This is a genomic window from Rhizobium sp. CF080, from assembly GCF_000282095.2.
GTDB lineage: Bacteria > Pseudomonadota > Alphaproteobacteria > Rhizobiales > Rhizobiaceae > Neorhizobium.
In genome coordinates this window covers 336,538-360,658 of sequence record NZ_AKKC02000002.1, presented here as the reverse complement: position 1 = coordinate 360,658, position 24,121 = coordinate 336,538, and the positions used below count along the sequence as shown (strand labels likewise).

The following is a 24,121-nucleotide window of genomic DNA, read 5'->3' as shown; positions in this document are numbered from 1 at the left end:
TGACATAAAACTGTTAAGGGCCTGTCACAGCCGAGCCCTATTGCGATCCTCATCCCAACAAAGGTGGAGAGGACGTTCAAATGTTCAAAAAGCTCTCGATGGCCGCGGTCGCGGTCGCTCTGTCCGCGACTTCGTCGCTTGCTGCAACCGAAGTCACCTGGTGGCATGCCATGGGCGGCGAGCTCGGCAAGAAGCTCGAAGAAATCGCTCAGAAGTTCAACGACAGCCAGAGCGACTACAAGGTCGTTCCGGTCTTCAAGGGCACCTATCCGGAAACCCTGACCGCCGCTATCGCCGCCTTCCGCGCTGGCCAGCAGCCGGCAATCGTTCAGGTCTTCGAAGTCGGCACCGGCACGATGATGGCCGCCAAGGGCGCCGTTTATCCGGTCTACAAGCTGATGGCCGACAACAAGGAGCCGTGGGATCCTAAGGGCTTCCTCGCACCGGTCGTAGGTTATTATTCGGACGCACAGGGCAACATCCTGTCGATGCCCTTCAACTCCTCCACCCCGATCATGTACTACAACAAGGACGTCTTCCAGAAGGCCGGCCTTGATCCGGAAGTTGCCCCGAAGACCTGGGCCGAACTGGCCACCATGGGCAAGAAGATCGTCGATTCCGGCGCTGCTGCCTGCGGCTTCACCCTGTCCTACGCTGCGACCTGGGTTGGTCTCGAAAACTACTCCGCCATCCAGAACCTGCCCTACGGCACGCTTCAGAACGGCTTTGGTGGCCTGAAGACCGAGTTCAAGTTCAACGGCAAGGAACAGGCTGCATTCTGGGATAACCTGAAGAAGCAGCAGGACGCCAAGGTCTTCAAATACGGCGGCCCGGGCGGCGGTGCTGAAACCGCTCCGATGTTCTACGCGCAACAGTGCGCCATCTACATGGGCTCTTCCGCTTCGCGCGCCGGCGTCATCAACAACGCCAAGGGCTTCAAGGTCGGCTTCGCACCGATGCCTTACGACGACACCGTCACCAAGGATCCGAAGAACTCGATCATCGGCGGCGCCACGCTCTGGACCCTGAACGGTCAGAAGAACCCCGACGTCTACAAGGGCGTTGCCAAGTTCTTCACCTACCTCTCCAAGCCGGAAGTTCAGGCCGATTGGCACCAGTTCACGGGTTACCTGCCGATCACCAACGCTGCTTACGAGCTTGGTCAGAAGCAGGGCTATTATGAAAAGACCCCGGGTTCCGACATTGCCATCAAGCAGATCACCCGCGGCACGCCGACCGACAACTCCAGGGGCCTTCGCTTCGGCAACCTGACGCAGATCCGCGATTTGATCGACCAGCAGTTCGAAACCGTCCTGTCCGGCAAGAAGACCGGCCAGCAGGCTCTCGACGATGCTGCCAAGGCTGGCAACGCCATCCTGCGCGAATTCGAAGCTTCGAATTCGAACTGAGCCTCGCCTTAACCTTCAAGCCCTTCCCGATCCCCGGGGAGGGCATTTCCTTGGGCACGCCTCGCCATGCAAACCAAGCGCACCGTTTTTCACAGTCGCATCCTGCCGTATTTCCTGCTCGCGCCGCAGCTGATCATCACGCTCATCTTCTTCGTATGGCCCGCCGCCCAGGCGATCTGGCAGTCGTTTCTGCGCCAGGACCCATTCGGCCTGAAGGTGACGTTCGTCTGGTTTGCGAATTATACGCGTTTGCTGGACGATCCCGACTATCTCAATGCGCTCGGAGCGACCTTCGTCTTCTCCGTCGGCGTGACGGTTCTGTCGATGGGACTGTCTTTGATGTTTGCCGTCGCCGTGAACCGCCTGCTGCGCTCGGGTCGGTTCTACACGACGCTGCTGGTCTGGCCTTATGCGGTGGCGCCGGCCGCTGCCGGCCTGCTCTGGTGGTTCATGTTCAACCCCAGCGTCGGCATCATTCCCTATCTCCTGAGCTTCCTCGGATACGAATGGAACCATCGTCTTCATACCGGCGATGCCATAGTGCTGATCATCATTGCCGCCGCATGGAAGCAGATCTCCTACAATTTCCTCTTCTTCGTGGCGGGCCTCCAGTCCGTGCCGCAATCCCTGACCGAAGCCGCGGCCATCGACGGCGCCGGTCCGTTCAAGCGTTTCTGGACCGTGGTCTTCCCGCTGCTGTCGCCGACGACCTTCTTCCTGGCGGTCATCAACATCACCTACGCGATGTTCGACACGTTCGGCATCGTCGATGCGACCACCTCGGGCGGGCCGTCCCAGTCCACCAACATCCTGGTCTACAAGGTCTATGCGGATGGCTTCATCGGCCTGAACCTCGGGCCCTCCGCCGCGCAGTCGGTCATCCTGATGCTGATCGTGGTTGTCCTCACCGTCGTCCAGTTCCGCTGGATCGAGCGCAAAGTGCAGTATTGAGGTTTACTGATGGTCGAGAACCGCCCCTTCCTGAATTTCCTGACCCACCTGGTCCTCATTCTCGGCGTGCTGATGGTGGTCTTCCCCGTCTATCTCGCCTTCATCGCTTCGACCCACGGTCCGACCGACTTCATGAGCGGTATCGTTCCGCTGCTGCCCGGCGATCGGTTTTCGGCGAATTATGGCTATCTGCTCGGCACCGGTGAATCGACCGCCGGCGCACCGCCCTTCCTGCTGATGCTGGCAAACAGCCTGGTGATGGCGATCATGATCGCCGTCGGCAAGATCGCCATCTCCATCATCTCCGCCTTCGCGATCGTCTATTTCCGCTTTCCGCTGCGGGTGCCGGCCTTCTGGCTGATCTTCATGACGCTGATGCTGCCGGTGGAAGTGCGCATCCTGCCGACCTACAAGGTGGTCGCCGATCTCGGCATGCTGAACTCCTATTCCGGCCTCGTCATCCCCGTCATCGCGTCGGCGACCGCCACCTTCCTGTTCCGCCAATTCTTCCTGACGGTGCCGGAGGAAATGATGGAGGCGGCCCGCGTCGATGGCGCCGGGCCGCTGAAGTTCTTCCGCGATATCCTTCTGCCACTGTCGCGCACCAATATCGCGGCACTCTTCATCATCATGTTCATCTACGGCTGGAACCAGTACCTCTGGCCGATGCTGATCACCACCGAACCGCACTATTACACGGTCGTCATGGGCATCAAGCGCCTCGCCAGCGTGCTGGATGGCGACAATCAGTGGAACCTGGTGATGGCCGGCGTCATCCTGGCGGGCCTGCCGCCCGTCCTCGTCATCATCTTCATGCAGCGCCTATTCGTCAAAGGCCTGGTTGAAACGGAGAAATAACAATGGCTTCCATCGATGTCGAAAACGTCGGCAAGGTTTATTCCGGCGGTGTACGCGCGGTCACCGATATCAAGCTGAACATCGCCGATGGCGAGTTCATCGTGCTGGTCGGCCCGTCGGGCTGCGGCAAGTCCACGCTCCTGCGCATGGTCGCCGGGCTGGAGACCATTTCCGAAGGCGAAGTGAAGATCGGCAGCCGGGTCGTCAACAATGTCGAACCGGCCGATCGCGACATCGCGATGGTGTTCCAGAACTATGCGCTCTATCCGCATATGACGGTCTATAACAACCTCGCCTACGGTCTGAAGAACCGCGGCACGCCGAAGGCCGAGATCGACGCCCGTGTCGCGGAAGCCGCCCGCATGCTGGAGATCACCCAGTATCTGGAACGCAAGCCCCGCGCGCTGTCCGGTGGCCAGCGCCAGCGGGTCGCCATGGGCCGCGCCATCGTCCGCAAGCCGGCCGCCTTCCTGTTCGACGAGCCGCTCTCCAATCTCGATGCGAAACTGCGCGTTTCCATGCGCGGCGAGATCAAGCGCCTGCAGCGCCGTCTCGGCACCACGTCGATCTACGTGACCCACGACCAGCTCGAAGCCATGACACTGGCCGACCGCCTCGTTGTCCTGAACGGCGGCCAGATCGAGCAGATCGGTGCACCGCTGGAAGTCTACCACGCACCGGCCTCCACCTTCGTTGCAAGCTTCATCGGCTCGCCGGCCATGAACCTCGTCAAGGGTGAACTGCATGGCGACAAGCTGGCGATCGGCCCGGCGATGATCGGCCTCAACGGTTTCGCACCGACTTCGGGCGCCGTTACCGTCGGCGTCCGCGCCGAGGATCTGCGCATCGCTCGCGACGACGAGGAGGCTCTGCCCTTCCGGCTCGAATATACCGAGGAACTGGGCGCCCAGCGCCTGATCCATGGCACCGTCGGCGATCAGCAGATCACCGCGGCCGTTTCGCCGGAAATTGCACTTTCCCCGGAAATGCGCATCGCCGTCGATGCCAAGCGCCTGCACTTCTTTTCGATCGATACGGGCAAGCGCCTGCCGGGCCACGTTCCGGCCGAGGCAAAGTTCGCACCGGTCGAACCGGTCCTCTGAGGCAGGTTTCGGAAATTCGGGCCGATCGTTAAAACTCTAACATCGGCCTGAACGACCGGCTTACTCTTTGCCGTTACCATCCCCGGAGTTAACAGCTTCCGGGGGAAAGATGAGTTGGCACGTCCTCGCCGCGACCGCAGCGGCAATTGCATTTCGGTCCAAATCCTACGCACCTGAGAAGCCGAAGGTGAAGCCGTTCATCGGCGCCTGCCCGCATTCTCTGGAAATGAAGCCAATGCCGATCGAGCCCACTTGGGTGCTCGCCGGCGATCCGCAGGCGCGTGCCGGGTCCCATTCCACAGCAGAAGACGATTGCGCCACCACCGGTGTGTGGGAATGCACCGCGGGCGAATTCCGCTGGTATTTCCACTGGGATGAGACGGTGGTGATCCTCGAAGGCGAAGTGCACGTGACTGCCGAAGATGGCACGCGGCGCACCCTGACGGCAGGCGACGTCGCCTACTTCAAGGGCCGGACCTGGGCCACCTGGCGCATCGACAGTTATCTGAAGAAGGTCGCCTTCATCCGCAGGCCTTTCCCGAAGCCGATCGCCATGCTCTTCCGTCTGCGCAACATGTTGCGGGCAAAGACGCAGGTCGGCATCGCCGCGTGATATTGGCCTGATTGCGGTTGCCTTTGGAGGCTCGCCATCCTACATCAGGCGGGCCAATCCTAGGGGGCTGAAGTCATGTCGAAAATCCGCAAGGTCGCGTTCCAGATGGACCACATCTCCGGCATCAATATTGCCGGCGATTCCACCTTTGCCATGGCGCTAGAGGCGCAGGCACGTGGCTTCGAGCTGTTTCATTACACTCCCGACCGCCTGACCATGCGCGACGGCAATATCTTTGCAGCCGTCGAGCCGTTGCAGGTGCGCGATATCAAAGGCGATCATTTCACGCTCGGCGACAAGGAACGCATCGACCTCTCGGAGATGGATGTCGTGCATCTCCGCCAGGATCCGCCCTTCGACATGGGTTACATCACCTCGACCCATCTGCTCGAGCGTATCCACCCGAAGACGCTTGTCGTCAACGACCCGGCCTGGGTGCGCAATTCGCCGGAGAAGATTTTTGTCACCGAATTCGCCGACCTCATGCCGGCAACGCTGATCAGCCGCGATGCGAGCGAAATCGCCCGTTTCCGTGAGGAGATGGGCGATATCATCCTGAAGCCGCTTTATGGCAATGGCGGCGCTGGGGTTTTCCATTCCGCCCGTGACGACCGCAATTTCACGTCGCTGCTCGAAATGTTCGGCCAGATGTATCGCGGCGAACCCTATATCGCCCAGGCCTATCTGCCGGCAGTACGCAAGGGCGACAAGCGCATCCTTCTGGTGGATGGCGAGCCGGTCGGTGCGATCAACCGGGTGCCTGCCGAGCATGACAGCCGTTCCAACATGCATGTCGGCGGCCGTGCAGAGGCGACCGAAATCACGCCGCGTGAAAAGGAAATCTGCAGCCGGATCGGACCCGCATTGCGCGAACGCGGCTTCCTGTTCGTCGGCATCGACGTCATCGGCGATTATATGACCGAGATCAACGTCACATCCCCGACGGGTATTCGCGAGGTCAAGAAGTTCGGGGGCGCCGACGTCGCAAGCCTCCTCTGGGATGCAATCGAGGCCAAGCGACCCTGATGGGGTCCAGCGTTTCGGATACGGATCGCCTTTGTTCTGCCGCTGCAACCGAGCACAACCTGAACGCAGCGTAGACGTGAAATTGTTCAGTTAATGTTCTTGTTTCATTCCGGTTTCTATGCCAGATTGCAATTGCTGGCTCGGAAAGCGTGTATCGCTGACGTCCCGGACATGATGTTAGGGGTGGGGCGGATATGGTTGCGCGCGTCAGCACAGTGGCATTCCAGGGCATAGAAGGCGTTCCGGTCGATGTGCAGGTCATGATCGGACCCGGCAAGATCAACATGCATATCGTCGGCCTGCCGGACAAGGCGGTGGCCGAGAGCCGAGAGCGGGTGCAGGCCGCGTTGCACGCCTCCGGCCTCGCCATGCCGCCGAAGAAGATCACCGTCAATCTGGCGCCGGCCGACCTACCGAAAGAGGGTTCGCATTTCGACCTGCCGATCGCGCTGGCGCTGATGGCAGCCCTTGGCGCTGTCCCCGGAGATGCGCTCACCGGCTACGTGGTGATCGGCGAGCTGAACCTCGACGGTACGCTTGCGCCGGTCGCCGGCGCCCTTCCGGCGGCGATCGCGGCCAACGCCTTGGGCAAAGGCCTGATCTGCCCGGCTGACAGCGGCGCGGAAGCCGCCTGGGCCGGCGCGGATATCGATATCGTCGCACCGCGCAGCCTGATCGCGCTCGCCAACCATTTCCGCGGCACCCAGGTCATCTCGCGGCCACAGGCGGCCATCCGCGCCTTGCCTGCCAACTTGCCGGATCTCGTCGACATCAAGGGTCAGGAAAGCGCCAAGCGGGCGCTGGAGGTCGCGGCCGCCGGCGGGCACAACCTTCTGATGGTCGGCCCTCCCGGGTCCGGCAAATCCATGCTGGCGGCGCGACTGCCCTCCATCCTGCCGCCGCTTTCGGCCGCCGAGCTGCTGGAAGTGTCGATGATCCATTCGATCGCCAGCCAGCTTTCCGGCGGCAAGCTTTCCGACCGCCGGCCTTACCGCACGCCGCATCATTCGGCCACCATGGCAGCGCTCGTCGGCGGCGGCCTGCGCGCCAGGCCCGGAGAAGCGTCGCTCGCCCACCACGGCGTGCTGTTCCTCGACGAGTTTCCGGAATTCTCGCCCCAGGCATTGGATGCGCTCCGCCAGCCCTTGGAGACCGGCGAATGTATCATCGCCCGCGCCAATCACCGGGTCTCCTATCCCGCCAGCATCCAGCTCGTCGCGGCCATGAACCCGTGCCGCTGCGGCATGGCGGGCGAACCGGGCCATACCTGCGCGCGTGGGCCAAAATGCATGTCGGACTATCAGGGCCGCATTTCAGGGCCGCTGATGGATCGGATCGATATCCGCATCGATGTGCCCGCTGTGTCCGCTGCCGATCTCATTCGCCCGATGCCGGCGGAAAGGAGCGCCGAAGTCGCCAAGCGCGTGGCGGCTGCGCGCGAAAGGCAGCGGGAACGTTTCGAACATGCCGGTTTCCCACGGGTGCTTACCAATGCCCGCTGCTCGACGGCACTGATCGAGAAGATCGCTGAACCCGATCCCGGCGGTCTTCAATTGCTCAGGGATGCAGCGGAAAAACTCAAGTTCTCGGCGCGCGGATACCACCGCATCTTGAAGGTGGCCCGCACGCTCGCCGATCTCGACGGCAAGGATATCGTCGGCCGCATCCATCTCGCCGAGGCGATTTCCTACCGCATGGCCGGCGAACGGCTGGCGACGGCCGCGGCGTGAGGCAGACGGTTAGGGATGGGGTTGCGAGGGCCGGGAGGTAGCGATGAATTTGCTCTGCGGCCAGGCAGGTCGTCACCGATGACCAAGCTCCATTGAGGCGGACCGCCGCTTAGGCATACCCGGCATACCCTTCCGTCGTCATCCTCGGGCTTGACCCGAGGATCCATCCGCCTGGCGACGCGCCCTAACGTAGTCAACCCTGGTGGGCTTGGCCGTGGATCCTCGGGTCAAGCCCGAGGATGACGACCTGAAGAAGTGCAGCTAACCACCCAACCCTTCAAACAGTGCCGTCGAGAGATAGCGTTCGGCAAAGGACGGAATGATGACGACGATAGTCTTGCCGGCATTTTCCTCCCGGCTGCCGACTTCGATAGCGGCCTGCAGAGCCGCACCGGACGAGATGCCGACTGGAACACCTTCGAGCCTCGCCACCAGGCGGGCCATTTCCATGGCCTCGCCGCTGTTGACGGTGACGATCTCGTCATAGATGTGCGTGTCGAGGATCTTCGGCGCGAAGCCGGCGCCGATGCCCTGGATCTTGTGCGGGCCGGGCTGGCCGCCGGAGAGTACGGGCGATTCCTCCGGCTCGACGGCGATGACCTTGAGCGCCGGGTTGCGCTCCTTCAGTACCTGGCCGGCACCGGTGATCGTGCCGCCGGTGCCGATGCCGGAGACGAAGATGTCGATCTTGCCGTCGGTATCGTTCCAGATCTCCTCGGCCGTCGTCTTGCGGTGGATGTCCGGGTTGGCCGGGTTTTCGAACTGTTGCGGAATGATCGCGTCGGGCAGCGAGGCGGCAAGTTCTTCCGCCTTGGCGATCGCACCCTTCATGCCTTTCGGACCTTCCGTCAGTACCAGCTCGGCGCCGAGCAGGGCGAGCATTTTGCGCCGCTCGATCGACATGGTTTCCGGCATGGTGAGGATCAGCTTGTATCCCTTGGCGGCGGCAGCGAAGGCGAGCGCAATGCCGGTATTGCCGGATGTGGGCTCGACCAGCGTCGTCTTGCCGGGCGTTATCTTGCCCTGGGCTTCCAGGCTCTCGATCATCGCCACGCCGATGCGGTCCTTCACCGAAGCGATCGGATTGAAGAACTCGAGCTTGGCCAGAAGATTGGCCTTCACGCCCTTTTCCTTGGCCAGCTTGTCAAGGCGCACGATCGGCGTGTCGCCGATGGTTTCGGTGATCGAGGAATAGATTCTGCCGCGTCCCGGCTTTCTGGTCTCTGCCATGGTGCTCTCCCTGAGGTTTGGAGAGAACGTAGGGCGTGTTCCCGGCGAAAGCCAGCAAGGCGGAACCCGACGGCAAGCGAAATGGAAATTTTGTTCCCGGAAGTCGTCGGGAACGAAAACGCCGTTTCGTTCAGAGGCCGGTCGAGCCGAAGCCACCTGCGCCGCGAGCGGTCGCGGTCGCCTCGGAAATCTCGGCAACCCGAACCTGGGTGACGGGAGCGATCACCATCTGGGCAATGCGCATGCCGCGAGTAATCACGAAATCCTCGTCGCCGAGGTTGATGAGCAGCACCTTCACCTCGCCGCGGTAATCGCTGTCGATCGTGCCCGGCGTGTTGAGGCAGGTGATGCCGTTCTTGAAGGCAAGGCCGGAGCGTGGCCGTATCTGCGCCTCGAAACCCTCCGGAATCTCGAAGATGAAGCCGGTCGGCACCAGCCCCCGTTTACCGGGCGCGATCGTCAGCGTCATGCCGTCTTCGACGGCGGCGCGCAGGTCCATGCCGGCGGCGCCTGCGGTTTCATAGGCCGGCAGGTCGAGGCCGGAACCATGCGCGAGACGGATGAGGTTCAGCTTCGGCGAGGAGGGGGAGTGGATGTTCATCATGTCATTTGCCGACTCGGTGTCGCTCCGGTCAAACACGAATTGAAAGTTATCCACGGAGACGTTAGATACGCGGCAACGTAAAGGATCTAGAAAAAATGCCCGAAACGATTGCCGAGGCGGTTTCCCGCCGTCGCACATTCGCAATTATTGCCCACCCGGATGCGGGCAAGACGACGCTGACTGAAAAACTGCTGCTGTTCGGCGGCGCGATCCAGCTCGCCGGCGAAGTCAAGGCGAAGAAGGATCGCATCCAGACGCGGTCCGACTGGATGAAGATCGAGCGCGAACGCGGCATCTCGGTCGTTACCTCGGTGATGACCTTCGAATATGACGGCAACGTCTTCAACATCCTCGATACGCCCGGCCACGAAGACTTCGCCGACGACACCTACCGCACGCTGACGGCGGTGGATGCCGCGGTCATGGTCATCGACGCCGCAAAAGGCATCGAACCGCGGACGCTGAAGCTGTTCGAAGTGTGCCGCATGCGCGATATCCCGATCATCACCTTCATCAACAAGATGGACCGCGAAAGCCGCGATCCCTTCGAGATTCTCGATGAGGTCGAGGAAAAGCTGGCGCTTGATACCGCTCCGGTCACTTGGCCGATCGGCCGTTCAAAGACCTTCTGCGGCTCCTACAATCTCGCTGACAACACCGTCCGCGGTTCGGATACGGACGTCAAGGCGATCCCGGTCAACGGGCCTCAGAGCGTTGCCGACCGTCTTCCGGAAAACGAACGCGCCGCCTTCGTCGAGGAGACCGAGCTGGCGATCGAGGCCTGCCGTCCGTTCGACCGCCAGGCTTTTCTCGAAGGCCACATGACCCCGGTCTTCTTCGGCTCGGCGCTGCGGAATTTTGGCGTGCGCGATCTCATCGATGCTCTGGGTGACTTCGCTCCGCCGCCGCGCGACCAGGTGGCGGACATCCGCACCGTGCATGCGACCGACGAGAAGATGACAGCCTTCGTTTTCAAGATTCAGGCGAACATGGATCCGAACCACCGCGACCGTATCGCGTTTGCGCGCATCTGCTCCGGCAAGCTGGAGCGCGGCATGAAGGCACGGCTGTCGCGCACCGGCAAACAGCTCGGGCTGACGGCACCGCAGTTCTTCTTCGCCTCGCAACGCCAGCTCGCCGACACCGCCTATGCGGGCGATGTGGTCGGCATCCCGAACCACGGTACGCTGCGCATCGGCGATACGCTGACTGAAGGCGAACAACTCGTCTTCCAGGGCGTGCCGAACTTCTCGCCGGAAATTCTTCGCCGCGTGCGGCTGGAGGATGCCATGAAGGCGAAGAAGTTGAAGGAAGCCCTGCAGCAGATGGCGGAAGAGGGTGTCGTTCAACTCTTCTCCCCGGAAGACGGCTCGCCGGCCATCGTCGGCGTCGTCGGCGCCCTGCAGCTTGACGTGTTGAAGGAGCGGTTGCAGGGCGAATACGGCCTGCCGGTTTCTTTCGAAATGTCGCGCTTCTCGATCTGCCGCTGGATTTCGGCGGACCAGCCCGCCGATCTCGAAAAATTCCTGACGGTAAAACGCGGCGATATCGCCCGCGACCTTGACGGCGATCCGGTTTTCCTGGCGCAGGACAGCTTTTCGCTGCGTTACGAGTCAGAGCGCTTCCCGGCGATCAAGATGGTCGCGATCAAGGAATATCAGGTCGCCAAGGCGGCCTGACACATCGCGATGTCTTAGCCGAACTTGACGGCCGTGGTGTTGGAACCGCAGACGAGCACGCAGACGCGCTCATCCGGACCCGGGACATATTTGCCCGATAGCAGGGCGGCGAAAGCCGCGGCCCCGCCGGGTTCGGCCACGATCCGTGCGCCGGCCCAGAGCGCTTTCTGAGCGCCGAGGATTTCGTCGTCTGTTACCAGTACCGGCGGCTGCACGTATTTCTGCGCGACGGGGAACATCAGTTCACCCACCTGTTTCGGCGCAAGCGAATCCGCAGCGATGCCGCCGGCCGGTGCATCCACCGGGTGGCCGGCCTTGAAGGCTTCGTAAAGCGTCGGCGCGCCGTCGGATTCCACCGCGACGATCTTGACCCTGCCGCGGAACCAGGAGGCGATGCCGCCGATCAATCCGCCGCCGCCGACCGCCACCAGCAGCGTCGTCATCTCGGGCAGGTCGTCCTCGATCTCCTTGCCGAGCGTGCCCTGGCCGAGCAGGGTTTCCACCTGGTCATAGGCATGGGCGGCGATTGCGCCGCTCGTCGCCACATAGGTCTGGCTGGCGGCCAGCGCATCGTTGTAGCGATCGCCACCGACCACCAGTTCCGCGCCATAGGAGCGGATGAGATCGATCTTCGCCTGCGATGCCACGCTCGGCACGAAGATATGCGCCGGCACGCCGAGCCGCATCGCCGCATAGGCGACCGCCGCCCCGTGATTGCCGCCGGATGCCGCGACGACACCCGCCGGCGGGACGTTGCGCGTCAACAGATTGGTGAAGGCGCCGCGGGCCTTAAACGAGCCGGAATGCTGCAGCAGTTCGAGCTTCAGGTCGATCGGCAACGGTGCCCCGCCGAAGTCCTGCATATCGACGCGCATGACCGGCGTGCGGCGGATGTGCGGGCGGATGAGCTTCTCGGTCTCCGCGATACGTTCGGGCGTGACGGTGTTTTCGATCGACATGATGGCCTCTTGGGAATGGGACGGCCATGGGTAGCCGCCAAACCGCCGAAATGAAAGACCCTTCAGGTGCCTATCCGTTCGCTCAAGAAATCGACCACGGCGCGCACCGCGGGAAGCTGCCCCCGCCGATGCGGCATCAGGATCGTCGTGGTGATGCTGCCGGCGGTCCAGTCCGGCAGAAGGCGCACGAGCCTGCCTTCAGCCAACGCCCCGCGGCAGACCGATGTGGGCAGGCAGGTGAGGCCAAGCCCGGCCAGCGCTGCCTTCATCATCACCATCGGCTCGTCGGCGGAAAAGATCGGTTTCGGGCTCGCCGACACCTCCTCGCCGCTGTCGGACGTGAGCCGCCAGCTATTGTCCGCCTGGCCGGCCGTCACGGCCCTGTGCCCAGCCAGATCCTCCGGCCGCAACGGCTCGCCATGGGTGCGAACATAGTCCGGCGAGGCGACGACGAAGAAAGGATGCGTCGCGAGCTTCTTCTGCAGAAGCGTCGAATCCGGCAACGGCGCCTGGTGGCTTCGCACCGCGATGTCGAAACCCTCCTGCACGATGTCGACGAACCGGTCGCTGACATGCAGCGACAGATGCAGCTTGGGGTAACGCATCGAAAGTTCGGCGAGATGATCGGCGAGCACGAATTGCGCGGTCGGCACCGCGGCCGTCATCCGCACGATGCCGCTCGGTTCGCCGAGATGGGTGCGCACAATGGTCTCCGCCATCTCCGCCTCGATCACCGATGCCTGCGCGTGCCGGAAGAAATCGCGGCCAAGATCGGTCAGCGAGAAACTGCGGGATGTCCGCTGGATCAGCCGCACGCCGAGCCGGTCCTCGAGTTCCGCCACGCGCTTGCTGACGGTGGACTTCGGCACCCCGAGCCGGCGCCCGGCCGCGGAAAAGCCGCCATGCTCCACCGCCTGAACGAAGAAATAGAGATCGTTGAGGTTGGGTGAAACCATTTTCAGCTTCCAGATATGTGGACTTAAAGACGAGAAATAGATGTCTACCGCGCCAGCGTCCATGAAATCATATTGGCGGCGTCTCAAAGTTTCAATCCAGGGAGTAATAAAATGACACCGATCCTGTTTTACGGCGTGCCGGAAGGATGTTCGTTCGGCTCGATCGTCGCGCTCGAATGGACCGGCGCACCCTATCGGCTGTGCCGTATCGAAATGCCGTCCGTGGTTTCGAGCGATGTCTACCGACCGGTCAATCCGATCGGTGAAACACCGTCGCTGATGCTGCCGGATGGCCGGGTGATGAGCGAGAGCATGGCGATCCTCAACCACATCGCCGCGCGCACCGTGAACAAAGGCTGGGGCTTCGATCCGAAATCGGAGAAGTTCGACCGGCTGAATCAGATGCTGGCTTTCCTGAACACCGGTTTCTTCAATGCCTTCGGCCCGCTCTGGCACACGGTCGAGCATGAGTTGGAGCCGCAGGCCAAGCAAGCGCTTCGTGCTTACGGCATCGCCAAGGTGGAAAAGGCGCACGCGCATCTCGAAAAACTTCTCGCCGGCCGCGACTGGCTGCTCGGCGACGAGAAGAGTCTTGCGGACGCCTATTTCGTCGGCATTGCCCGCTGGAACGATTTCCACCAGGTCGTCGACCGGCAGCAGTTTCCGTCGCTCAACGCGCTTTATGAGCGTCTGCAGCAGGACCCGGCGGTACGGTTCGCCTGGGCCATCGAGCATCAGGAGGAGGTGCAGACCACCGGCCAGTTCCTCGGCCATGTGAGCCTCGAGGAAGCGCTCGGATCTCTGAAGCAGGCGGCGTAAATCGGCAGCGAGAGTGTTCGAAGATGTGACCACGCCCCCATTGCCAATATCACTGGCGCATGCGCGGTGGTGGTGGCCTTCACGACATCGATCGCATCACTCAGCGGTGAGGTCCTTGAGGAAGTCGTCGCACCAGCGGGTGACGTCGTGTTCGAGAAGATGTTCCACCATCCGGCCCCATCGCTCCTTGCGCTCCTCGATCGGCATGTTGATGCCGCGCGCGATCGCGTTCGCGGTACCTTCAATGTCATAGGGATTGACCAGCAGCGCCCCTCGCAGTTCCCGCGCTGCACCCGCGAAACGCGACAGCACCAGGACGCCCGGGTTTTCCGGATCCTGTGCCGCGACATATTCCTTGGCGACCAGGTTCATGCCGTCGCGCAGTGGGGTGACGAGCCCGATCGTGGCGAGCCGATAAAGCCCTGCCAGAACAGGCCTGCCGATCGAGCGGTTGATATAGCGGATCGGCACCCAGTCGACCGTGCCGATGGCACCGTTCACGCGGCCTGCCTGCTCGGCCACCATGCGCTGCATCTGCTCGTATTCCGGCACTTCCGAGCGGGATTTCGGCGTGATCTGCAGGTAGGTGACGCGGTTATGATGGGCGGGATTGGATTTGACGAAGTGCTCGAAAGCATCGATCCGCTGGGTGATGCCCTTGGAATAATCGAGCCGATCGACGCCGATGATCAGGTCGCGGCCCTCGACGCTCTGCTTGGCCTTGCGAACGATGACATTGCTCGCGGCCTTCTTCGCATATTCCGCAAACATCGCTGTCTCGATGCTGATGGGATAAAAGCCGCCCTTGAAGGTCCGCCCGTAGGAACTCAGCTTCCCCCCTTCCAGCGCGTCGCCGATGCCTTCACGCACGAGCCCGCCGACGAAATTGGCGAGGTCGTGGTCTGTCTGGAAACCGACCAGATCGTAATACGACAGCCCCTTCATGATCTCCTCGTGGACGGGCATGGTGAAGAGCACGTCGGCCGGCGGCCAGGGAATATGCAGGAAGAAACCGATCTTGTTCTTGAGGCCCATCTGGCGCAGTTCCGCGGCGAGCGGGATCAGGTGATAGTCGTGTATCCAGATGACGTCGTCTTCCTGGATGAGCGGCGCCAGCTTGTGGGCGAAGAAGCGGTTGACGCGGAAGTACCCCGCCATTTCCTTGCGCCCGTATTCCGCCAGATCCATCCGGTAATGACAGATCGGCCAGAGCACCCGGTTGGCAAATCCGTGATAATATTCCTCGACATCCGTCTTGGTGAGATCGGTGAGCGCATAGGTGATGTTGCCGTGCTGCTGCATGTCGAGCGGCGCCGGCTCCTTCGCGCCGCTGGATTTGCCGGACCATCCCATCCAGATGCCGCCGTGCTCCTCCAGGGCGGCCTGTAGCGCGACGGCCAGGCCACCGGCGGGGGCATCACCGCTCTTTTGCGGAAGGGAGACACGGTTCGAAACGACGACAAGTCGGCTCAAGATATAGTCCTTTCAACTCAGGCGGAGACGGGTCTTGTGTCGCTCGCCAGGGCAGTGATTGCTGCGCGCAGAGCCGCAGCCGAGGGGAGGGTGAATTTTGCCAGCGTTTCCGTCTCCGTTTCCGCAATGCGGATGGAGTGGCCGCCAAGCGCGTTGGCGGCGCGGAACATCGCCTCGTCGGTCAGGTCGTCGCCGATGGCGATCGGCTTGCGGCCCTTGAACGGCGGTTGATCGAGAAAGGCCTGCAATGCGTGGCTCTTGCTCGCCCGGGCGGGCCGGATCTCCATCACCATCTTGCCGTGCTGGAGCGTGAAGTCTGGGCCTGCCATATCGAGGTAACGCGGCATAGCCGCTTCGACCGCCTCGCGCTGCTCCGGCGCCCGGCGGTAGTGGGCGGCGACCGCGGCACCCTTGTCCTCCACCAGAACGCCCGGCCATTGGCTGGCTTCGCGGACAAGCGCCGCCTTCAGATCCTCGAACGCGGCCCCGACTTCGATCCGGCTGATCGCGCCGGAGGGATCGCGGCGCTCGGAGCCATGCAGGCCTGCGATCGGGAATCTATACGGGGTGAAAAGCTGGTCGGCATAGGGAAGCGCCCGGCCCGTGACGAGCGCCAGCGCACCGCCGAGCTTCATGGAAAGACGATGCAGGTTTCCCGGCAGGTCCGGCGGTACGATGATCCCGTCCGGGGTCTCTGCAAGGTCGATCAGCGTGCCGTCGATATCGAGAAACAGAGCCCATCGCTCCGGTTCGAGCATGAGCCTTGCGAGAATGGGATCGCCCGACGGGAGCATTTCTGCTGTGGCTGGGCTCGACTGTTCTTCACGCGACATGTGCAGCTATCTAGGCCGCCAAACCGCCGCGGCAACCTCGAAAGAACACACCCTGTCGCAAAAAGTGATACGCCCTTTGCCAAAAAACTGTCATGAAGCTATCGAATTCATGTTTCGTTAAGCATTTGTCGAGACGCTGAACTTCTTGGATTTTAAGGCCGCGGACGGGCGGCAATGGCGGAGCAGAAAGACCCATGTGTCGTTGGGCAGCCTATCGCGGCGAACCTCTTTATCTCGAAGAACTCGTATCCTCGCCGGCCCATTCCCTGATCGAACAGTCCCATTGCGCAACCCGCGCCAAGACGGCGACCAATGGCGATGGTTTCGGCATCGCCTGGTATGGCGACAGGCCGGAGCCCGGTCGTTACCGCGATATCCTGCCCGCCTGGTCCGATTGCAATCTGAAGAGTCTCGCACGGCAGATCCGTTCGCCGCTTTTCCTCGCCCATGTGCGGGCAGCGACCAATGGCGGAACGCGCCGCGACAATTGCCATCCTTTCGTTCATGGCCACTGGTCGTTCATGCATAACGGCCAGATCTCCGGCTTTGAGCGCATCCGCCGATCCATGGAAGGCATGCTCTCCGATGCGCTGTTCGAAGCCCGCACCGGCACGACGGATTCCGAGCTGCTGTTTCTTCTGGCCCTCGAATTCGGCCTCGATGCCGACCCCTTCAGCGCCATGGAGAAAGCGATCGCCACCGTCGAGGACCTGTCGCTCGAAAAATCCGGCGAGGCGCTGGTGCGTTTCACCGCCGCCTATTCCAACGGCCGCGAACTCTATGCCGTGCGTTACGCCACCGACCACAAGCCGCCGACGCTCTATGCGGCGCCAATGGGCGGCAAGACGGGCTATTGCCTTGTTTCCGAGCCGCTGAACGATGACGTCGATACCTGGGTGGAAATCCCGGACGGCAGCGCCGTCGTGGTTGGCACCGACGGCATGCAGGCCTCGCTCTTCCGGCCGAAGACGCTCTCCGAAGCGGCCTGAGATCTATCCGAGTTTTGAGGCGATCAGCGCTGCTAGGCGTTCCGCCACCTCGTCCTTGCCGAGGTCCGGCCATTCTTCGACGCCATTGGCGCTGATGATCTTCACCCGGTTGCGAGAGCCGCCCATGATTCCGGTTTCCGGTGACACGTCATTGGCGACGATCATGTCGGCGCCCTTGCGTTCCCGTTTCGAACGGCCGTTCTTCTCGACATCCTGGGTCTCGGCGGCAAAGCCGACCACCAGCTTCGGCCGCTTTTCGTGATGGCCGACAGTCTTGAGGATGTCCGGGTTTTCGGTCAGCAACAGCGGAGGCGGGGCTTCACCCGGCTGCTTCTTGATCTTCTGGCCGGCGGACGAGGCGATGCGCCAGTCGGCAACGGCTGCCACCATCACCGCGATATCGGCCGGCAGGCGCGAGATCACTGCTTCCAGCATCTCCTCGGCGCGTTCCACATGCACGGTCTCGACGCCGGCCGGGTCGGGAATGGTCACGGGTCCGGAGACCAGCGTCACATGCGCGCCGAGCTTTGCAAGTGCCGCGGCAATCGCGTGGCCCTGCCGCCCGGAGGAGCGGTTGGCAATGTACCGCACCGGATCGATCGGCTCGTGGGTCGGACCGGATGTAACAATCACCTTTTTGCCGGCAAGCGGCTTTGGCGCGCCGTCCAGTAGTCTGACCGCTGCCGCGACAATCTCCAGCGGCTCCGCCATCCGGCCTGTGCCGGCCTCGTTGCTTTCGGCCATCTCGCCCGCCTTCGGGCCGATCAAATGGATGCCGTCAGCCTTCAGCGTTTCGACATTGCGCTTGGTCGCGGGTGCCGTCCACATTTTCGGGTTCATGGCCGGCGCGACCAGAACCGGCCGGTCGGTGGCGAGCAGCACGGCGCTCGCAAGATCGTCCGCCAGCCCATGCGCCATCTTGGCCATCAGGTCGGCACTGGCGGGCGCGACGATGACGAGGTCGTTGTCGCGGGCAAGCCTGATATGGCCGACATCCTGCTCGTCCTCGCGGGAAAACAGATCGATATAGACATGGCTGGCGGAAAGCGCGCCGACCGCGAGCGGCGTGATGAATTCCTGGGCTGCCCTAGTCATTACCGGCCGGACGGAGGCTCCCCGCTCGCGAAGCCGGCGAATGAGATCGAGGCTCTTATAGGCCGCTATGCCGCCGGAGATGATCAGAAGGATGCGCTTGCCAGAAAGTTCCATGCCTGTACCCGATACCAGAATGGCCGGAAACTAAGCCTTTGGCCGCCGAGTTGCAATTGCCTTCCGCATCGGGGGTTCGGCGGAACAGTTGGCATGGATGGGAGTTCGGCGGCAAAGGAGAGCCGTCATGAAAAAGAAGATCGTTCCGAAGAAGGTCGCCGGGTTCAAGGTGCCGAAGTCGGTGCGCCAGTCCTCGCTGCTGCGCAACATGCTGGCGAGCCGCACCGGCCGGCAGATGCTCGCCAAGGCGCTCGTCGCCGGCGCCAATGCCGCGGCCGCGGTCCTGACCGATGACCGCGCCGACATCCGTAAGCCCAGCAAGACGAAAGGCCGCAAACGCGCGCTTGCCGCGGGCGTCGCCAGCGAGGCGATCGAGAGCGCGACCGCCGCAGCTGCGGACATCGTCACCAGTCCGACACGCCCGCTCTTCAAGGCAAGTGCCAAGGCGAAGGAGGGTCGCATTTTCCCGGAACCGGTCACGCACTGACGCGAAGGCAATCTCGACATCTTGCGCTGAATTCTAGACTGCGCTAGTCCTGTTTGCGGCCGGATGCGGCCAGCCGCCCGCGGCGCTCAGGCGTCAAGGTGAACGCATCCCACCGCCTCTCATCCTTTGCCAATCCGGCCAGCGATGACGAACGGATCAGTAACGCGGGCGCTGATTGATGGGACCTGACGGTCTTTGTTCGTCTGTTGAGAGGATGACGAGATGCGCGATTTCCGCGATGCAAAACTGATGGCGAAAAGCCTGCGAGAGGCGCTTGCCGAACGTAAGGTAGAGCTGAAGCATAGCCAGGTCTTGGAGCTGGTTGCGACCCAGTTCGGCTACGACAACTGGAATATTCTTGCTGCAAAGATCGACGCAGCAGAGCCGCAGCAAAGAAAGCCGGATGCGGTTTCGATCCAGCCGGCAATTCCGATCTTCCGGATCTTCTCCGTCGACAAGGCGATGGAATTCTATCGCGATTTCCTGGGCTTCACTGTGGATTGGGAGTATCGCTTCGGGGAGAAATTCCCGCTCTATTGCCAGATTTCCCGCGGCGGCATGCTGATGCATCTGTCCGAACATTCGGGCGATGCCTCTCCTGGGGCGAGAGTCTTCGTGCCGATGACGGGGGCGCGCGCTTTCCAGCAGGAACTGATCGGCAAGAACTACCCCTACATGAAGCCAGGGCTGGAACAGGCGGAATGGGGTCTGGAGGTGACGGTCATCGACCCGTTCAGCAACCGCATCACCTTCTGCGAGCGGGAGATCAAGCCCCAGGCATGACTTGGAGCTTGATCAGACAAGGCCCAGCATATTGAGCGCGATCGGGGAGCGCTGTGCCTTGAGCACGGCGAGCCCCAGCCGCGCGATCAGCGGCGGGCCATCGATCGGCCGGTAGACGACGCCCTCGATCGCCAGTTTCGCGATCGAGGCAGGCACGATCGACACGCCGAGATCGGCGGCCACCAGGTTGACCACCGAAGGGATCTGCGGCGCTTCCTGCGTCACCTTGAGCTCGAAGCCCGCCTCCCGGCAGCCGCGCACGATATCGTCGTAGAGGCTGAGGCCGACGGTGCGGGGGAAGAGAATGAAGGGTTCGCCGGCCAGTGCCAGAAGCGGCACGCGAGCATCTCTGGCCAGCAGATGGTGCGCCGGCAACGCGATCAGCATTGGTTCGTCCGGCAGTCGTTTCAGCCGTACTTCCTTTGGGTCCTCAAGCCCGGGACGGATGAAAGCGGCATCGATTTCACCACGGATCAGTTTTTCCATCAGCAGGTTGCTGTTCATTTCGCTGAGTGCCAGTGCCACGTCAGGCCATTGGCTGCGGAAGCGTCGGATGACCCCGGTGACCAGGGGATTGAATGCCGCGGATGCCGTAAAGCCAAGCGCCAGACGGCCGGTTTCGCCGCGTGCCGCGCGCTTGGCCGCGAGTATGGCATTGTCGGCCGCGGCTAATGAGGCCTTGGCTTCGACGAGAAAGGCGATGCCCGCCGCCGTCAATTCCGCGCCATGCGGCACGCGATGGAACAGGACGGCGCCAACCTCGATTTCAAGGATACGGATCTGCTGGCTGAGCGGCGGTTGAGCGATACCGAGTTTGGCAGCCGCACGGGTGAAATTGCCTTCCTCGGCGACGGCTAGGAAATATCGGATATGCCGGAGCTCCATATGTGAAACCTATCAAGATTGCCTTTTCCATATATTGGACAAATCAAAACCCGCTGGCTACCTTTTGTCTATCGAAAGGTTTTCTCATCATGCCGAGCACCGCCGACCTCCGGGTTGACGCACCTGCGTCCCCCGATGTCCATCTCGCAAACTCCGTTGTGAACGAAAGAGAAAAGCAGTTTCTGGTGCGCGGCACGCCGGCCTATCGCCGGGCCAGCCTCGCCTTCTTCCTTTCGGGTTTCTCGACCTTCGCGCTGCTCTATTGCGTGCAGCCGCTGATGCCGATCTTTTCGCAGGAATTCGGGGTAAGCCCGGCGTCCAGTTCGCTGTCCCTGTCGCTCTCCACCGGCTTTCTCGCCGTGGCGATCTTCTGCGCAGCGGCCGTGTCCGAGCGTTTCGGCCGCCGCAGCCTGATGTTCGTCTCGCTGCTCGGCGCCTCGCTCTGTACGATCGCCTGTGCCGCCATGCCGGATTGGTACATGCTGCTGTTCATCCGGGCGCTGGAAGGTTTCCTGCTGGGCGGCGTGCCGGCGGTCGCCATGGCCTATCTGTCGGAAGAGATCGACCCGAAGGGGCTTGGCGCCTCGATGGGCCTCTATATCGCCGGCAATGCCTTCGGCGGCATGGCAGGCCGTGTCGTCACCGGCATGCTCGCGGAATATCTCTCCTGGCGTCCGGCGCTCGCCGGCATGGGCGTGCTCGGCATCGCTGCCGCGATCGGTTTCCTGATCCTGCTGCCGCCCTCGCGCAACTTCGTGCCCCGCAAGTCCGATACGCGCTACCATGTCCAGGCCTGGCTCGGACACCTAAAGAACCCGACGCTCGCACTTCTGTTCGCGATCGCCTTCCTGATGATGGGCGCCTTCGTGACCATCTACAACTACGCTGGCTTCCGGCTGGTCGCAGCACCCTACAATCTCAACCAGACCGAACTCGGCCTGATCTTCACGGTCTACCTGTTCGGCATTGTCGCTTCATGGGCAGCCGGTCATCTGGGCGATCGCTTCGGCCATTTCCTGGTCATGCCGCTCGGCATGCTCGTTGCGGTTGCCGGTGTCGGTATCACGCTCGCCTCGCCACTCTGGCTGATCATCCTCGGCATCGTGCTTCTGACCTCGGGCTTCTTCATGGCCCACTCGGTGGCGAGTGCCTTGGTCGGCAAGCTGGCGCGCGGCACGAAAGGCCATGCCTCGTCGCTCTACCTGTTGGGCTATTATCTAGGCTCCAGCGTCGCGGGCTCGCTCGGCGGTCATTTCTGGAGCGCTGACGGCTGGTGGGCGGTCGCGGCCTTCACTGGCGTCATGTTGCTCCTCTCGCTGTTCGCCGCATTGCAGGCGAAACGGATCGCGGTGAGACGCTAGATTTTCTTCTTCGCCGTCGCGAGCAGCTCGGTCGTCAGCCTGAAATCCGTCATTTCCTTCGGCGTCAGATAGTAAAGCCGGTCCGGCGGTGTTTCGAGCGCATGGATCCAGAGCCCAGCGGCGATGCCCATCTGATCGAGATGCCGGGCGACCTTCGCGGTGGTCGCCTGGGCGGCGGACATAGCCTGTTCTGCCGAAGGCCTGTCCTTGGCTCCGTTGAACACCTGGTGCACGCCGATCACCGCATCCTTTTCCGCCAGACGGCTGATGCCGCCGGCAAATACGACCGGGCAGGATGAGGCGCAGAGCGCTTTCGACGCGACCTTGGTGTCGAGCTTCCTGTCGCGGATCAGCTTCGACATGGCGAGCGCATCGTCCACCGAGCCGCCGGGCGAATTGAGCGTTACCGTCTTCACATATTCGCCGCGGGCCTCGATCTCCTTGGCGAAGCGGCCGGTAGCGCCGGGATCGATCGTCCCTTCGGCGAGCAGCACGCCACCTGTGGTGAGCTCGAAAGTCATTGGCTTGCGCAGGACTTCCCTGGGGCTGGCGGGCTGTACCGGAGGTGCTGCCGGCACGCCCTCGGTCAAGGCCGGCGGCAGCACCGGCTGGTCTTCGTGCATCGGATCGAAGCCGGGCAGGGCCGCGTTCATCGCCGTCATGTCGCGAATATCGACGACGAGGAAAACCGCGGCGGCCGAGAGCAGGATGTAGAAGGCGCCGCGCATCAGCACGCCCTCATCGAGCCTCCTGATCGCCTCACCGATCCTCATGCGTCCGGTCCCGGCTGCGTGATTTGAGGTCGATGGCGGTGATGTTGTTCGGCTCGGGGGTGGGCTCTGAACCAGGCCCAGGCTCTGTCTCCGCCTCCGCCGCCACGCCCGTCCTTGGTGCCGGCATTTCGCTTCCGGGTTCCGTCTTGGCGACGGCCTGTTCGATGTTCATGCCGCTGGCGGTGACGGCGCGGTGTACGTCCAGCGCCCGCAGAAGTTCGGCCGCGGTGATCCGTTCGGCGAACGGCAGATCTTCCTCCTGGCGGCGGATCGCGCCATGGACGGTGGCCAGGATGAACACCATCACGCCGGGCAGGAGGTCGATGGAAATCGCCCCGGCCCAGGCGGGAATGAAGTCCTGCGCATAATGCAGCACGGCTTCAGCGGACGAGAGCGGCACGAAGCGGCGTTCCTGAACCGGCGGACGGGCGAGGATCTCGTCTGCGGCCTTGGCAAGCGCCTTGGATTGTGCGGTGACCGAGGTACGGACGGTGTCCATCACCTGGTTCTGGCGGTTGACGAGATCGGCAGCACCTCCATCCGGGACCGGCGCGATGAACCCGACCGACAGGTCGTCCGCCGCGCGGCGGATCGAGGGCGCGATCGAAGTCTGCGCCAGCGAGGTGATGACACCGGTCAGGGCCACGGCTTCCGTGGAGAACTGGTCGGCGCGGGGCTCGATCGTACCCGGTGCGGAAACCAGAGAGCGCATCGTCTCCAGCCGCTTCTGGCCTTGAGCAAAAAGGTCGTTCACCTGCTCGCGCGAGGCGTTGATGCCGGTTGCGAGCGACTTCATCTGCGCCGACATCTGGCTGAGAAGCTGCACGACGCTGCCCGAACCGGTCGTGCCGGTCAGCGAGCCGGACTGCCGTTCCACGCCTGCAAGCTGGGAGAAACGTTCGGATGCGCGCTGGATATCCGGCAGCAGGCTTTGCGCCGCGAGCGCATTCTGGTGGGCGCGGTCGAGATCGGCCGTGTAGTCCTCGACCGTCTCGGAAAGATGCTGCTCGACGGCCGCGGAGCCGGCAAGTGCTGCCGCATTCAGCCAGCTCGACATCGCAAGGATCATCGCCGCGCCGATCGCCATGACGCCGAGCATGGCCGTGCGACCGGCACGGGTCGTCACATGCGGATAGAACCGCGCCATATAGGACCAGAAGGCATAGATGCCGACCGAGACCGAGGCCGAGTAGATGACCGCCGCAAAGAATACGGCTGTCGGCGACCCGTCGAGAATGCTGCGTGCGCCGAGATAGGTGTAGACGCCGGAAGCAAGCGCCAGCACGGCGAGCGCGAAACGAGTCATCGTCTCGACGGCAGCGACACCGTCATGCAAGCGTTGAGTTGCGCCTAGCGCCATGAACTGTCTCCGTTAGGCGAAATTCCAAAAG

23 protein-coding genes are annotated in these 24,121 nt (G+C 62.6%); 13 read left to right on the top strand and 10 right to left on the bottom strand.

The annotated features are described in order from the left end of the window. Positions 1–80: 80 nt before the first annotated feature. The 7 genes from ugpB to PMI07_RS02890 all read left to right on the top strand — a co-directional run bounded on the left by ugpB (position 81) and on the right by PMI07_RS02890 (position 7,690). The gene (gene ugpB / locus PMI07_RS02920) at positions 81–1,409 is read left to right on the top strand and encodes a sn-glycerol-3-phosphate ABC transporter substrate-binding protein UgpB (RefSeq protein WP_007763265.1); all 1,329 of its coding nucleotides are present in this window, start codon (positions 81–83) and stop codon (positions 1,407–1,409) included. Positions 1,410–1,475: 66 nt separating this feature from the next. Then, on the top strand, positions 1,476–2,360 hold the full coding sequence (ugpA, locus tag PMI07_RS02915) for a sn-glycerol-3-phosphate ABC transporter permease UgpA (RefSeq protein ID WP_007763261.1): 885 nt from the start codon (positions 1,476–1,478) through the stop codon (positions 2,358–2,360). 9 nt (positions 2,361–2,369) lie between these two features. Further along, positions 2,370–3,218 carry a sn-glycerol-3-phosphate ABC transporter permease UgpE gene (ugpE, locus tag PMI07_RS02910; RefSeq protein WP_007763258.1) on the top strand — a complete coding sequence of 283 codons (849 nt, stop codon included), beginning with the start codon at positions 2,370–2,372 and terminating at the stop codon, positions 3,216–3,218. 2 nt (positions 3,219–3,220) lie between these two features. Next, positions 3,221–4,321: a sn-glycerol-3-phosphate import ATP-binding protein UgpC gene (locus tag PMI07_RS02905; protein WP_007763254.1), complete on the top strand. Its 1,101-nt coding sequence runs from the start codon at positions 3,221–3,223 to the stop codon at positions 4,319–4,321. A 109-nt stretch (positions 4,322–4,430) separates the two neighbouring features. Further along, positions 4,431–4,934 (top strand): cupin domain-containing protein, encoded by a 504-nt coding sequence (locus PMI07_RS02900; RefSeq protein ID WP_007763253.1) that lies wholly within the window; start codon positions 4,431–4,433, stop codon positions 4,932–4,934. Between the two features lie 75 nt (positions 4,935–5,009). Next, complete coding sequence (gene gshB / locus PMI07_RS02895) at positions 5,010–5,960, top strand: glutathione synthase (protein WP_007763252.1); 951 nt, start codon at positions 5,010–5,012, stop codon at positions 5,958–5,960. 194 nt (positions 5,961–6,154) lie between these two features. Then, positions 6,155–7,690, top strand: coding sequence for a YifB family Mg chelatase-like AAA ATPase (locus PMI07_RS02890; RefSeq protein WP_024163509.1), 1,536 nt, complete (start codon positions 6,155–6,157; stop codon positions 7,688–7,690). A gap of 261 nt (positions 7,691–7,951) precedes the next feature. Here PMI07_RS02890 and cysK read toward each other — a convergent pair whose 3' ends face one another. Continuing rightward, positions 7,952–8,920 (bottom strand): cysteine synthase A, encoded by a 969-nt coding sequence (gene cysK / locus PMI07_RS02885; protein WP_007761892.1) that lies wholly within the window; start codon positions 8,918–8,920, stop codon positions 7,952–7,954. Between the two features lie 130 nt (positions 8,921–9,050). Next, positions 9,051–9,521 (bottom strand): dUTP diphosphatase, encoded by a 471-nt coding sequence (gene dut / locus PMI07_RS02880; RefSeq protein ID WP_037085430.1) that lies wholly within the window; start codon positions 9,519–9,521, stop codon positions 9,051–9,053. Between the two features lie 98 nt (positions 9,522–9,619). Here dut and PMI07_RS02875 point away from each other — a divergent pair, with 98 nt between their 5' ends. Beyond that, entirely contained in the window at positions 9,620–11,203 is a 1,584-nt protein-coding gene (locus tag PMI07_RS02875) for a peptide chain release factor 3 (protein WP_007761890.1), read from the top strand. Between the two features lie 14 nt (positions 11,204–11,217). Here PMI07_RS02875 and PMI07_RS02870 read toward each other — a convergent pair whose 3' ends face one another. Together PMI07_RS02870 and PMI07_RS02865 are read right to left on the bottom strand one after the other, a co-directional pair. Next, positions 11,218–12,162, bottom strand: a complete 945-nt coding sequence (locus PMI07_RS02870) for a threonine/serine dehydratase (protein ID WP_007761888.1) — start codon at positions 12,160–12,162, stop codon at positions 11,218–11,220. A gap of 62 nt (positions 12,163–12,224) precedes the next feature. Next, entirely contained in the window at positions 12,225–13,118 is an 894-nt protein-coding gene (locus PMI07_RS02865) for a LysR substrate-binding domain-containing protein (protein ID WP_007761886.1), read from the bottom strand. A 111-nt stretch (positions 13,119–13,229) separates the two neighbouring features. Between PMI07_RS02865 and PMI07_RS02860 the strand changes: the two genes are divergently transcribed. Then, the gene (locus PMI07_RS02860) at positions 13,230–13,937 is read left to right on the top strand and encodes a glutathione S-transferase family protein (protein ID WP_007761884.1); all 708 of its coding nucleotides are present in this window, start codon (positions 13,230–13,232) and stop codon (positions 13,935–13,937) included. Positions 13,938–14,033: 96 nt separating this feature from the next. On the opposite strand, the gene otsA is transcribed toward PMI07_RS02860, so the two are convergent. Together otsA and otsB are read right to left on the bottom strand one after the other, a co-directional pair. Continuing rightward, entirely contained in the window at positions 14,034–15,410 is a 1,377-nt protein-coding gene (gene otsA / locus PMI07_RS02855; protein ID WP_007761882.1) for an alpha,alpha-trehalose-phosphate synthase (UDP-forming), read from the bottom strand. Between the two features lie 17 nt (positions 15,411–15,427). Further along, the gene (otsB, locus tag PMI07_RS02850; RefSeq protein ID WP_037085085.1) at positions 15,428–16,243 is read right to left on the bottom strand and encodes a trehalose-phosphatase; all 816 of its coding nucleotides are present in this window, start codon (positions 16,241–16,243) and stop codon (positions 15,428–15,430) included. Positions 16,244–16,437: 194 nt separating this feature from the next. Here otsB and PMI07_RS02845 point away from each other — a divergent pair, with 194 nt between their 5' ends. After that, positions 16,438–17,232, top strand: coding sequence for a class II glutamine amidotransferase (locus PMI07_RS02845; RefSeq protein WP_007761877.1), 795 nt, complete (start codon positions 16,438–16,440; stop codon positions 17,230–17,232). Between the two features lie 3 nt (positions 17,233–17,235). On the opposite strand, the gene coaBC is transcribed toward PMI07_RS02845, so the two are convergent. After that, complete coding sequence (gene coaBC / locus PMI07_RS02840) at positions 17,236–18,441, bottom strand: bifunctional phosphopantothenoylcysteine decarboxylase/phosphopantothenate--cysteine ligase CoaBC (RefSeq protein WP_007761876.1); 1,206 nt, start codon at positions 18,439–18,441, stop codon at positions 17,236–17,238. Positions 18,442–18,568: 127 nt separating this feature from the next. Here coaBC and PMI07_RS02835 point away from each other — a divergent pair, with 127 nt between their 5' ends. Together PMI07_RS02835 and PMI07_RS02830 are read left to right on the top strand one after the other, a co-directional pair. Next, positions 18,569–18,928, top strand: a complete 360-nt coding sequence (locus tag PMI07_RS02835) for a hypothetical protein (RefSeq protein ID WP_007761872.1) — start codon at positions 18,569–18,571, stop codon at positions 18,926–18,928. A 222-nt stretch (positions 18,929–19,150) separates the two neighbouring features. After that, positions 19,151–19,711 carry a glyoxalase superfamily protein gene (locus tag PMI07_RS02830; protein WP_007761867.1) on the top strand — a complete coding sequence of 187 codons (561 nt, stop codon included), beginning with the start codon at positions 19,151–19,153 and terminating at the stop codon, positions 19,709–19,711. A 12-nt stretch (positions 19,712–19,723) separates the two neighbouring features. Here PMI07_RS02830 and PMI07_RS02825 read toward each other — a convergent pair whose 3' ends face one another. Beyond that, on the bottom strand, positions 19,724–20,596 hold the full coding sequence (locus PMI07_RS02825) for a LysR family transcriptional regulator (RefSeq protein WP_024163508.1): 873 nt from the start codon (positions 20,594–20,596) through the stop codon (positions 19,724–19,726). A 158-nt stretch (positions 20,597–20,754) separates the two neighbouring features. Here PMI07_RS02825 and PMI07_RS02820 point away from each other — a divergent pair, with 158 nt between their 5' ends. Continuing rightward, positions 20,755–21,957, top strand: coding sequence for an MFS transporter (locus tag PMI07_RS02820; protein ID WP_245277084.1), 1,203 nt, complete (start codon positions 20,755–20,757; stop codon positions 21,955–21,957). On the opposite strand, the gene PMI07_RS02815 is transcribed toward PMI07_RS02820, so the two are convergent. Both PMI07_RS02815 and PMI07_RS02810 read right to left on the bottom strand, forming a co-directional pair. Beyond that, positions 21,954–22,730 (bottom strand): hypothetical protein, encoded by a 777-nt coding sequence (locus PMI07_RS02815; protein ID WP_007774596.1) that lies wholly within the window; start codon positions 22,728–22,730, stop codon positions 21,954–21,956. The genes PMI07_RS02820 and PMI07_RS02815 overlap by 4 nt on opposite strands. After that, positions 22,717–24,090: a hypothetical protein gene (locus PMI07_RS02810; protein ID WP_024163506.1), complete on the bottom strand. Its 1,374-nt coding sequence runs from the start codon at positions 24,088–24,090 to the stop codon at positions 22,717–22,719. The genes PMI07_RS02815 and PMI07_RS02810 overlap by 14 nt, the downstream gene beginning before the upstream one ends. Between the last annotated feature and the right edge of the window lie 31 nt (positions 24,091–24,121).